Origin of the sequence: Corallococcus sp. AB045 (genome assembly GCF_003668895.1) — a bacterium.
Classification (GTDB): domain Bacteria; phylum Myxococcota; class Myxococcia; order Myxococcales; family Myxococcaceae; genus Corallococcus; species Corallococcus coralloides.
Map to the genome: position 1 here is coordinate 16,640 of NZ_RAWN01000131.1, position 11,560 is coordinate 28,199.

Genomic DNA, 11,560 nt, shown 5'->3' on the forward strand with positions numbered 1-11,560 from the left:
ACGACTCCTCAGGGGTTGAGGGACCGGACCGTGCGCACGAAGGCGCGCACCGCATCCAGGTCCTTGATGCCAGGGGAGGACTCCACTCCACTGGCCACGTCCACACCGTAGGGCTGGGTGGCCCTCACGGCCTCGGCCACGTTGGAGGGCTTGAGGCCGCCCGCCACCAGTACCGGCAGGCCACAGTCCGCGAGCTGCTTCACCAGCGACCAGTCGAAGGTGACGCCGCCGCCGCCGTAACCCGGGGCCGCGCCGTCCAGGAGCAGCCCCGCCACGTCGCCCACGCCCACGTAGCTCCGGGCCTTCGCCACGTCGTCCGGCCCGCGCACGCGCAGCGCCTTGATGACGGGCACGCCGTAGCCGGAGCAGGCCTCGGGCGGCTCGTCGCCGTGGAGCTGCACGGCGGTGAGGCCGCATTCGCGCACGCGGACCCGGATGTCCTCCGGCTTCGCGTTGACGAACACGCCCACCATCGCGGCCAGCGGGGGGCGCGTGCGTGCGAGCTGCGCCGCCGTGGACAGGTCCACGAAGCGGGGGGAGCCGGGATGGAAGTTGAGCCCCATCGCGTCCGCGCCCGCCGCCCACACGCCCTTCGCATCCGCGACGCGCGTCACGCCGCAGACCTTCACGAGGACGTTCATGTCCCGCCGCCTTCCAGGCCCAGCAGCCGGCGCAGGGCGAGGCCGGGGTCCGCGTCGCGCAGGAGGGACTCGCCCACGAGCACGGCGTTGGCGCCCGCGTCGCGCGCGGCGGTGAGGTCCGTCAGGTGCTTGAGGCCGCTCTCCGCCACCAGGGCGGTGGACCGGGAGCGCAGCGCGGGCATCACCCGGAGCGCCGTGCCGGTGTCCGTCTTCAGCGTGGCGAGGTTGCGGTTGTTGAGGCCGATGATGCTCGCGCCCGCGGCGAGCGCGCGTTCGGCGTGCGCCTCCGTGTGGGCCTCCACGAGCGCGGCCACGCGCACCTGCTTCGCGGCGGCGATCATCTCCCGGAGCTCCGAGTCCCCGAGCGCGTCCGCGATGAGCAGCACCGCGTCCGCGCCCCAGGCCGCGCTCTCCTCCACCTCGCTGGCGGCGACGAGGAAGTCCTTGCGCAGCACGGGGATGGAGACAGCGGCGCGGACCGCGACCAGGTCCTCCAGGCTGCCGCCGAAGTCCGGCCCGTCCGTGAGCACGCTGATGGCGCAGGCGCCGGCGGCTTCGTAGGAGCGGGCCACCGCGACCACGTCCGCATGCGGGAAGGCGCCGCCCGAGGGGCTCTTGCGCTTCACCTCCGCGATGACGTTGACCGGATGGCCGAGCACGCGCCGCACCAGCGCCTGCGCGAAGTCCCGCGTCGGGGGATGCGCGCCGTGCGTGGGAGGAGGACGGGTGCCCAGCTCCCGGCGCTTGCGCGCCATGATGACGTCCAGCGTGCCCGGCGCTTCCGCGGGCTTCGCGGCCGAAGAGGAGGCCGTCATGCCGCGACCCTCTGGATGAGCGCCGCGAGCTTGCGTTCGGCGGCCCCGGAGTCGATGGCGTGCTCTGCCCGCTTCACGCCCTCCTTCAGGGTGTCCACCAGCCCCACGATGAGCAGCGCGGCGGCCGTGTTGAGCAGCACCGCCGTGCGCACGCCGTCGCGCTCTCCCGCGAGCAGCCCGCGCAGGCGCTTCGCGTTCTCCTCCGCGTCGCCTCCCGCGATGGACTCACGAGGCACCGTCGTCAGGCCCGCGTCCTCCGGCGTCACCGTGAAGCGGCGCACGGTGCCGTCCGCGCACAGCTCCGCGACCTCCGTGGGCGCGCACGGCGAAATCTCATCCAGCCCGTCGTGCCCGTGCACCACCCAGGCGCGCCGGCTGCCCAGCCGCCCCAGCACGCGCGCGGTCTGCTCCACGCGCTGCCGGTCGAACGTGCCCAAGAGCTGGTAGCGCGCGCCCGCGGGGTTCGTCAGCGGCCCCAGCAGGTTGAACACGCTGTGGAAGCCCAGGTCCCTGCGCGCCTGCGCCACGTGCCTCAGGGCACTGTGGTGCGAGGGCGCGAAGAGGAAGCCCACCCCGTGCTCGTCGATGTCGCGCGCCACCTGCGCGTGCGCCCGCTCCATGGACACGCCCAGCGCCGCCAGCACGTCCGCGCTGCCGCAGCGGCTGGAGACCGCGCGGTTGCCGTGCTTGGCCACCGTCACCCCCGCCCCGGCGGCCACGAAGGCCACCGCGGTGGAGATGTTGAAGGTGTGCGCTCCATCACCCCCCGTACCGCAGGTGTCGAGCACCACCTCCGCCAGGGGGGCAATCTTCGCCGCGCAGGCCCGCATGGCCTCCGCCGCGCCGAGGATTTCGTCCTCGGTCTCTCCCTTCATGCGCAGCGCGGCCGCCAGCGCACCGACCTGCGCGGCGGAGGCCTCGCCCGCGAGCATCTGGCCCATGACAGAGGCCATCTCCTCGCGGGAGAGGTCGCGCCGGCTCACCACCCTGCCCAGCGCTTCCTTGAGGGTCATGGCCTATCCCAGCCTGACCGTTTCGCGTCCCATCGCCTGGGCGATGGCCCGCACTTCACCCATGGCCTTCTCGAACTCGGAGAAGTCCAGCGACTGGAAGCCGTCCGACCTGGCGCGCGGCGGATCCGGATGCACCTCCACGATGAGGCCGTCCGCGCCCGCGGCGATCGCGGCCCGCATCATCGCGGGGACGGCCTTGCGCACGCCGATGCCGTGCGACGGGTCCACGAACACCGGCAGGTGCGTGAGCGCCTTGAGCATGGGCACCGCGTTCAAATCCAACGTGTTGCGCGTCATGTTCTCGAACGTGCGGATGCCCCGCTCGCAGAGGATGACCTGGGTGTTGCCGCGCGCGACGATGTACTCGGCCGCCATCAACAGCTCCTTGATGGTGGCGCTGATGCCGCGCTTGAGCAGGACGGGCTTGCGCGTCTCGCCCACCGCCTCCAGCAGGCTGAAGTTCTGCATGTTGCGCGCGCCCACCTGGAGGATGTCGGTGTGCTGCGCGACGGAGTCCAGCGTCGCCGTGTCCTTCACCTCCGTCGTCACCAGCAGGCCCGTCTCCTTGCGCGCCTCCGCGAGCAGCGCCAGGCCGTCACCCTTGAGGCCCTGGAACTCATAGGGGCTGGTGCGCGGCTTGAACGCGCCGCCGCGCAGCATGGTGGCGCCCGCCTGCTTCACCGCCTGCGCGGTGGAGATGATCTGCTCGCGAGACTCCACGGAGCAGGGGCCGGCGATGACGTGGATGGCGGCGCCGCCGAGCGTGAGGTCGCCCACGCGCACCAGGCTGTCCTCCGGCTTCACCTCGCGGCTGACCAGCTTGAACGGCTGGGAGATGGCGACCGCGTCCGCGACGCCGGGCAGCACGCGGAAGGGCTCCGGCTCCACCGCGCCCGGGTTGCCGGTGATGCCGATGGCGGTGCGGGAGCCCCCTGCAATCGCGTGCGGATGCCAGCCGCGGCGGCGGATCTCATCGTTCACTCGCTCGATGTCCTGGTCCGTCGCGTCTGGGCGCATCACGATCAGCATGGGGGAACGCCTGCTCTTTCTCTCCAAAGGGCACGCAGGCGGATGCCTGCGTGGGTGTGCCTGGAGCACCGTGCACACGGCAACCTTTGCCGTAACTGTCGGATGCCCGCAACCGAACCAGAGTCTTGCTTGCACGTCTTGGCGTTATCAAGCCAGGGTCCGCACGCTCGGACGGGAGGCGGACCATGGCGAAGCGGCCCGGGGTCATCGTGGTGGGTGGGGGGCTCGCGGGCCTGGCGTGCGCGACGGCGCTGCTCGAGGCGCGCGTGGACGCGCACGTGCTGGAAGCAGGGGATGCACCGGGCGGAAGAGTGCGCACCGACTCTCACGAGGGGTTCCTGCTGGACCGGGGCTTCCAGGTGTACCTCACCGCCTACCCGGAAGGCCGGCGGGTGCTGGACCTGAAGGCCCTCTCGCTCCAGCGCTTCATCCCCGGCGCGAAGGTGTGGCGGGGTGGGCGGCTGCACACGCTGGCGGACCCGCTGCGGCATCCCGTCGCGGCGGTGTCGCATCTGTTCGACTCACCGGGGGGCCTGTCGGACAAGCTGCGCGTGTTGGAGCTGCGGCAGCACGCCACGTCCGGAGAGCTGGGGGACCTGTGGCAGCGGCCCCAGCAGGAGTCGCGGCGCTTCCTGCTCGACCTGGGCTTCTCCGAGGAGATGCTCGAAGCGTTCTTCACGCCCTTTCTCGGCGGCATCTTCCTGGAGCGGGGGTTGACGACGTCCAGCCGGATGCTGGAGTTCGTGTTCCGGATGTTCGCGACGGGGCACGCGGCCGTGCCCGCGCAGGGGATGGGCGCCATCCCCGAACAGCTGGCGGCGAAGCTGCCCTCGGGCGCGCTGCGGATGCGCGTGCAGGTGGAGGAGGTATGGGGGCACCGCGTGCGCCTGCCGGGCGAGGAGATGATGCACGCGGACGCAGTCGTGGTGGCGACGGATCCAGGCAGCGCGGCGTCGCTGCTCGTGGGCATGCCGGCGCCCCGCATGAACCGCGTGACGTGTCTGTACTTCTCGGCGCCGGAGCCTCCGGTAGAGGGGCCGTGGCTCGTGCTCGACGGCGAGGGGCGCGGACCGGTGAACAACGTGGCGGTGATGAGCGAGGTGTCCACCGCGTATGCGCCGAAGGGACAGGCGCTGGTGTCCGTGTCGGTGGTGGACGACGCGGGCGGCGCGGACTCACTGGAGGCGCGGGTGCGTGCGCAGCTCACGGAGTGGTTCGGCGCGGCGGTGTCCGCGTGGCGGCATCTGCGCACGTATGTCATTCCGGACGCCCTGCCCGCGCAGCCTCCGTCCTCGCTGGTGGAGCCGCACCGGCCCGTGCGGCTGGCCGCGGGGCTCTACGTGTGCGGGGACCACCGCGAGAACGCATCCATCGACGGAGCGTTCGCGTCGGGGCGCCGCGCGGCGGAGGCGGTGTTGCAGGACCTGGGGAGATAGTCCTCCCTGTTGCCTGCGAAGCAGCGCGTTGCCTTCCAGACAACATGCGGACAGGGGGCGCGGCGCACCCCGGGTGAGGATTGAATCGCGAAGGGAAGGGACCGGCCAGCCGGGCCCTGGACAGCTGGACGCGTTGCCCGCAGCGGACCTAGGGTCGGACGCTCTCACACGTTCTTCCAAGGAATCCGTTCATGCTCCGCCGCCTTGCCCTCCTGGGATTGCTCGGTCTCGCGGCCTGTCCCGGCGACACCAAAGACGATGATGACGACACCACTTCGCGGAAGGGGACCGTGACGGGCACCCTGCAGCCGTTCCAGGCCGGCTCCTCCGCCACGAACGCCGGGTCGTCGCTGGATGCGTTCTTCTCCCTGCCGGGCGCGAAGAACCTGTCCCAGAAGGTCTCCCAGATTCTCGCGGCGCGCGGCGTGTGGCGCACGGGCATCCCGTCCAAGCCGCTGACGCACCAGGCGTCGCTGCTGCCGGGAGAAATCATCCTCCGCTTCGGCACGCCGGGCCTGTCCGCGGAGGAGGCCGTCGCGCAGGCGCGCGTCGCGGGCTACCACGTCGTGCACCAGGCCTTCCTGAGCGAGACGCAGCACCTGCTCCGCTACGAGGTGAGCCAGCCGCAGGCGATGTCCGGCGGCACGCCCACCGTGCGCGCCCTCACCGAGGCCGAGCACGTGCGCGTGCTCCAGCAGGTCCAGGCCGTGCAGGGCGTGCAGAACGCGGAGAGCAACCTGCGCGTGCGGCCACTGGCCGTGCCGAATGATCCGCTCTACTCGCGGCAGTGGCACTACAAGAACATGAACCTGCCGGCGGCCTGGGACCTGGGCACGGGCAGCGAGTCCATTGTCGTCGCGGTGGTGGACACCGGCATCACGAAGCACCCGGACCTGGACACTCGCGTGCTGACGGGCATGGACTTCATCTCCAGCACCGCCAACGCGGGTGACGGCGATGGCGTGGACACCGACCCGACGGACAACGGCAAGGACCTGCCCAACGGCGGCTCGTCGTACCACGGCACGCACGTGGCGGGGACCATTGGCGCGTCGTCCAACAACGGCACGGGCGTGGCGGGCGTCACCTGGTCCGGGCGGAACATCCTGCCGGTGCGCGTGCTGGGCACGCAGGGCGGCTCGACGGCGGACATCATCGCGGGCATCACCTGGGCCAGCGGCGGCACCGTCACTGGCGTGCGGGCGAACACCACGCCCGCGCGGGTCATCAACATGAGCCTGGGCGGCAGCGGTGCGCCGTCTTCGCAGCTGCAGAGCGCCATCAACGCGGCCGTCGAGCGCGGGGCCATCCTGGTGGTGGCCGCGGGCAACGAGAACGAGAACACCTCCAACAGCTACCCCTGCAACCAGCAGAACGTCATCTGCGTGGGCGCGGCGCGCTTCAACGGCAAGCGCGCCAGCTACTCCAACTTCGGCACGCAGGTGGACGTGATGGCCTCCGGTGGCCAGACGAGCGAGGACCGCAACGGCGACGGCTTCCCGGACGGAGTGCTGTCCACTCTGCCCAACAGCAGCAACCAGCCTTCCTATGACTGGTACCAGGGCACCAGCATGGCCACCCCGCACGTGGCGGGCATCGTGGCGCTGATGCTGGAGCATGATCCCAAGCTCACGGCGGCGGACGTGGAGGCCATCCTGAAGGACACCGCGGACACGTCCAGCCAGTGCTCCGAGGGCTGCGGCGCGGGCCTGGTGGACGCGCTCGCCGCCGTGCGGCGCGCCAAGGGCATCGTGGACACGAGCCAGCCGCCGAAGCTGGCCATCAGCACCACTCAGCTGTCCTTCACCGGCGCGTCCTCGCAGGCGCTGACGGTGCGCAACAACGGCGGTGGCACGCTGCAGGTGAGCGTGGGCGTCTCCGGCACCAACGCCTCCTCGGTGTCCGTCTCCAGCGCCTCGCTGTCCATCCCCGCGTACAAGTCCGCGTCGCTGAACGTGAGCGTCAATCCGGGCTCGCTGTCGCCGGGCAGCTACGTGGCGCAGGTGGACCTGGACGGCGCGTCGGGCACGGGCTCCGCGCAGGTGCTGGTGAAGTTCCGCGTGGGCGCCACGGAGACGAAGGATGCGCTCATCGGGTTCGCGTACCTGGACGCCGCGGGCGAGGTGCAGGTCGACGACGACGGTGTCGCCCTGGTGTCCGCGGCCGGTGGATACAACTACAACGTGAAGCTGGACCCGCACGACTACCTGGTGCTGGCGTCCATCGACGACACCGGCGAAGGGGAGTTCTTCGACGACGGCGACCGCGTGGGCTTCTGGCGCGACACCACCCAGGTGGAGACGGTGCCGGTCACCAAGGGCAAGACGACCAGCGGCATCAGCTTCACCCTGGTGCCCTACCAGTCGCCGGATGAGGGCGACGGGTCCGACTCGAAGATTGGCGAGTCCTGCACCAGCAACAGCGAGTGCGGCACCAATGGTCTGTGCGCCACGGGCGAGTTCTGGCCGGGGGGCTACTGCACCCTGGACTGCCTCTCGTCGAGCTGCCCGGCGGGTTCCGCCTGCTACAGCAACTCGACTGGCAGCAGCGCCTTCTGTTTCGCGTCGTGCACGCCGGGGGTGGCGGGAGAGTGTCGCACCAGTTCCGGTTACGTGTGCGGCGACGATGGTTCGGGCAACGGCGTGTGCCTCAAGCCGTGACGTGACGCCTTCACCGGCGGTGCACGCGTGAACGTGCCCGCCGGTGAGCATCGCGCCGGGGTACGCTGCCGCGCGCGATGACTGCTTCTCCCGTTGGACCGCCGTCAGCCGGTGATGCGGCCCTGCCTTTCTGGCGGGCCGCGGCCGCTGGCGGCGTGCTGGCCTGGACGGCGCTGGTGCACGTGCATCCGCCGCGCTTCTTCGCCGTCGCTTCCGTCTTCTGCGCCGTCTGGCTCGCCGTGACGTGGCGGGTGATGGGCCCCTGGCGGAGGCCGCCTCCCTCCTTGTCGCTTGCTGATGCCGCGTGGGGCTCTGCCCAGGCGGTGGTGCTGTACGCGGGCGCGAGGGCCTTCCTGTGGGCGTTCTGCGGCGGCTTCACCGACGCGCTCTGCGAGCCGCTGAAATCCGTCTACTCGACGTTCGGAACGGGGTCGCTGGGGACGGCGCTGGCCCTGGTGTTGCTGCTCGTTCCGGCGGAGGAGCTGTTCTGGCGCGGGTGGGTGCAGGGCGCGCTGCGTCCACGGCTGGGCCGGTGGGGCGCGGTCGCCGGGTCGGCGGTGTTGTCGAGCGTCGTGCTGCTGGGCTTCGGTGAGCCGTTGCTGGCCCTGGCCGCGCTGCCCACGTCGCTCGCCTGGGGCGCGCTGGCCGAGTGGCGCAGGACGCCCGCCGCGGCCTGGGTGAGCCATGCCCTGTGGGACGTGCTCATCGTCGTGGTGTGGCCCGCGACGTGAGCGCGCGTGCCAGAATGCGCGCCCATGGCTTCGACTCCTGAGGTGGTCGTCTTCGGCGCGGGCAGCATCGGCTGTTACGTGGGTGGGCGGCTCGCCGCGACGGGCGCGACGGTGCGCTTCATCGGCCGCGAACGGGTGGTGTCGGAGGTGCGTGCGCACGGCCTGCACCTGACGGACTGGCAGGGCGCGGACCTGAAGGTGCCCGCGGCGGACGTGCGCATCGACACGGGGCCGGAGGCGCTGTCCACGGCGGACCTGGTGCTCGTCACGGTGAAGTCCGCGGCGACGGAGGAGGCGGGCCAGACGCTCGCGCCGCGGCTCAAGCCCGGGGCCATCGTCATCAGCTTCCAGAACGGACTGCACAACGCGGCGGTGCTGCGCGGGTTGCTGCCCGGCCACACGGTGCTCACGGGGATGGTGCCCTTCAACGTCGCGGCGCAGGGGCAGGGCCATTTCCACGCGGGGTCGGAAGGCACGCTGGAGGTGGAGCGGCACGCGGTGCTCGCGCCGTTCGTGGACGCCTTCGTTCGCGCGGGGCTGGCGCTGAAGCAGCACGCGGACATCGTCGCGGTGCAGTGGGCGAAGCTGCTGTTCAACCTCAACAACGCGCTCAATGCGCTGGCGAACCTGCCGTTGAAGGAGGAGCTGTCCCAGCGCGCGTGGCGGCGGTGCCTGGCGCTCGCGCAGGGCGAGGCGCTGGCGGTGCTGGAACGGGCCGGGGTGAAGCCCGCGAAGCTGACGCCGCTGCCGCCGGGGTGGATTCCCGTGCTGCTGGGCTCACCGGACGCGGTGTTCGGCGTGCTGGCGAAGAAGATGCTGGCCATCGACCCGAAGGCGCGCTCGTCCATGTGGGACGACCTGCACGCGGGCCGCAAGACGGAGGTGGACTACCTCAACGGCGAGGTGGTCCGGCTGGCCCACCAACACGGCCTCTCCGCGCCGGTGAACGCACGGCTCGTGGAGCTCATCCGCGAGGCGGAAGGGGGCAACCGTCGCGCGTGGACCGGGGAGGCGCTGCTCGCGGACCTGAAGCAGGCGGAGCTCGAGAACTGGGGCTGAGACACAGGAGCTGTGCGTGGCGGGCCTTGCGACCCGCACACGCACGGGAACTTCAACTCCGGGCGCCTTGGCTCAGGTGGACTGCGTCTGCGTGGCCGCCGGGGTGGCCCCCGTGTTCGAGGCCACCTGCGTGAGCAGCGCCGTCATGCGCCGGGCGAAGCGGTTCGGGTCGCTCAGCGGGCTGCCTTCCGTGAGCAGCGCCTGGTCGTGGAGCAGCTCGATCCACTCGCCCACCTGCGGCGCGGCGGGGTCCTTCGCGAGGAGCCCGCGCAGGTGCTCGATGACCGGGTGCTTGGGATTGACCTCCAGGATGCGCTTGATGCGCGGCATCCCCTTGCCGCGCTCCTTGAGCAGACGCTCCAGGTAGGCCGGCGTGCCACCCTCCGACACCACCAGGCACACCGGCGAATCCGTGAGGCGGTCCGACACGCGCACCTCGCGCACGTCCTCCTTCAGCACGTCCTTCATCTTGTCCGTCAGGCCCTTGAGCCCTTCCGACTGCTGCTCCTTCGCCTTCTTCTCCTCGTCCGTGGACTGGAGCTTGAGGTCCGCGTTGAGCGCGGAGACCAGCGGCTTGCCCTGGAACTCACGCAGGCCCTGCGCGGCCCACTCGTCCACCGGGTCCGTCATGAAGAGCACCTCGTAGCCGCGCTGCTTCAGCGCCTCCAGGTGCGGGCTGTCCGCCACCGCCTTCCGGCTCTCGCCGTAGACGTAATAGATGGCCTCCTGGCCCTCCTTCATGCGGCCCACGTAGTCCGCCAGCGACGTGAGGCCCTCCTCGCGCGAGGACTCGTAGCGCACCAGCGCGCCCAGCTTCTCGCGGTACTCCGTCTCCAGCGTCAGGCCCTCCTTCACCACCGTGCCGAAGGACTCCCAGAACGTGCGGTAGTCGTCCGGCTTGTCCTTGGCCAGCTTCTCCAGGAGGTCCAGCGACTTCTTCACCACGTGCTTGCGGATGGCGCGCACCACCGCCGAGTCCTGCAACATCTCACGCGACACGTTGAGCGGCAGGTCGTCCGAGTCGATGACGCCGCGCACGAAGCGCAGCCACTGCGGCACCAGGTCCTCGCAGCGGTCCATGATGAACACGCGCTTCACGAACAGCCGCACGCCGCGCTGCTGCTGCGAGTTCAAATCGAACGGCGGGTGCTTGGGCACGAAGAGCAGGCCCGTGAACTGCTGCGTGCCGTCCGCCTTGAAGTGCGTCCACGCCAGCGGCTTGTCGAAGTCGTGCGTCAGGTGCTTGTAGAACTCCTGGTACTGCTCGTCCGTGATTTCGCTCTTCGGACGCTGCCAGAGGGCGCTGGCCTTGTTCACCACCTCCAGCGCCTGCTCCGTGGCCTGCGTGTCCCCGCTGCCCACGTGCTTGGTCACCTGGAGCTTGATGGGGTGGCCCACGTAGTCCGAGTACTGGGTGATGAGCTGCTTCAGCTTCCACTCGTCCAGGAACTCCTTCTGGTCCGCCTTCAGGTGCAGCGTGATGGCGGTGCCGCGCGTGGCCTTCTCCGCCGGCTCCACCGTGAACGTGCCGTGCGCCTCCGACGCCCACTTCCACGCGGACGTCTCACCCGCGGCGCGGCTCACCACCTCCACGCGGTCCGCCACCAGGTACGCGCTGTAGAAGCCCACGCCGAACTGGCCGATGAGCTGCACGTCGTTCTTGCCCTTCTGCGCCAGCGCCTGGAGGAACTCGCGCGAACCGGAGTGCGCGATGGTGCCCAGGTTCTTCACCAGCTCGTCATGCGTCATGCCGATGCCGGTGTCCTCGATGGTGAGGGTGCCCTGGTCGGCGTTGGGGACGATTCTCAGCTCCAGCGCGGGCTCGTCCTTGAGCAGCTCCGGCTCCGTGATGGAGCGGAAGCGCAGCTTGTCCAGCGCGTCGGACGCGTTGGACACCAGCTCCCGCAGGAAGATCTCCTGGTGGCTGTAGAGCGAGTTGATGACCAGGCTCAGCAACTGCTGGATTTCCGCCTGGAATGAATGGGTTTCCCGCTGGGGGTGGGTCTCTGCGGACATGAAGGCCTCCGGGCGCTGACGGAACGCGCCAATGCCCTTCCCCATAACCATGCCCGCCGGCTTGTCGAGAAGAGGGAATCCGCCCACACCCGTCACTGGGAGGCGGGTGCGGGTTGGGGTAGGGAAGGGGGCATGCCCAAGTCCAGAACCCTGCTGCCCC

General features: G+C 70.6%; 9 protein-coding genes. 4 read left to right on the plus strand and 5 right to left on the minus strand.

Annotated features, from left to right (window positions below; translation table 11 throughout):
* Positions 1–8: 8 nt before the first annotated feature.
* From D7Y21_RS27150 to aroF, 4 genes are read right to left on the minus strand one after another with little or no spacing between them, the layout of a single operon-like run.
* Entirely contained in the window at positions 9–641 is a 633-nt protein-coding gene (locus D7Y21_RS27150; RefSeq protein WP_120567439.1) for a phosphoribosylanthranilate isomerase, read from the minus strand.
* Complete coding sequence (locus D7Y21_RS27155) at positions 638–1,456, minus strand: indole-3-glycerol phosphate synthase TrpC (protein WP_120567438.1); 819 nt, start codon at positions 1,454–1,456, stop codon at positions 638–640. The genes D7Y21_RS27150 and D7Y21_RS27155 overlap by 4 nt, the downstream gene beginning before the upstream one ends.
* Positions 1,453–2,469, minus strand: a complete 1,017-nt coding sequence (trpD, locus tag D7Y21_RS27160; RefSeq protein WP_120567437.1) for an anthranilate phosphoribosyltransferase — start codon at positions 2,467–2,469, stop codon at positions 1,453–1,455. The genes D7Y21_RS27155 and trpD overlap by 4 nt, the downstream gene beginning before the upstream one ends.
* A 3-nt stretch (positions 2,470–2,472) precedes the next feature.
* On the minus strand, positions 2,473–3,498 hold the full coding sequence (gene aroF / locus D7Y21_RS27165) for a 3-deoxy-7-phosphoheptulonate synthase (protein WP_120567436.1): 1,026 nt from the start codon (positions 3,496–3,498) through the stop codon (positions 2,473–2,475).
* 185 nt (positions 3,499–3,683) lie between these two features.
* Here aroF and D7Y21_RS27170 point away from each other — a divergent pair, with 185 nt between their 5' ends.
* The 4 genes from D7Y21_RS27170 to D7Y21_RS27185 all read left to right on the plus strand — a co-directional run bounded on the left by D7Y21_RS27170 (position 3,684) and on the right by D7Y21_RS27185 (position 9,384).
* Positions 3,684–4,934, plus strand: coding sequence for an NAD(P)/FAD-dependent oxidoreductase (locus D7Y21_RS27170; protein WP_121716626.1), 1,251 nt, complete (start codon positions 3,684–3,686; stop codon positions 4,932–4,934).
* Between the two features lie 290 nt (positions 4,935–5,224).
* Positions 5,225–7,594: a S8 family peptidase gene (locus tag D7Y21_RS27175; RefSeq protein WP_147469391.1), complete on the plus strand. Its 2,370-nt coding sequence runs from the start codon at positions 5,225–5,227 to the stop codon at positions 7,592–7,594.
* Between the two features lie 155 nt (positions 7,595–7,749).
* Positions 7,750–8,325: a CPBP family intramembrane glutamic endopeptidase gene (locus D7Y21_RS27180; RefSeq protein WP_120567433.1), complete on the plus strand. Its 576-nt coding sequence runs from the start codon at positions 7,750–7,752 to the stop codon at positions 8,323–8,325.
* Between the two features lie 24 nt (positions 8,326–8,349).
* The gene (locus D7Y21_RS27185; protein WP_121716630.1) at positions 8,350–9,384 is read left to right on the plus strand and encodes a 2-dehydropantoate 2-reductase; all 1,035 of its coding nucleotides are present in this window, start codon (positions 8,350–8,352) and stop codon (positions 9,382–9,384) included.
* 72 nt (positions 9,385–9,456) lie between these two features.
* Here D7Y21_RS27185 and htpG read toward each other — a convergent pair whose 3' ends face one another.
* Positions 9,457–11,400 carry a molecular chaperone HtpG gene (gene htpG / locus D7Y21_RS27190; RefSeq protein WP_121716636.1) on the minus strand — a complete coding sequence of 648 codons (1,944 nt, stop codon included), beginning with the start codon at positions 11,398–11,400 and terminating at the stop codon, positions 9,457–9,459.
* Positions 11,401–11,560: the final 160 nt, after the last annotated feature.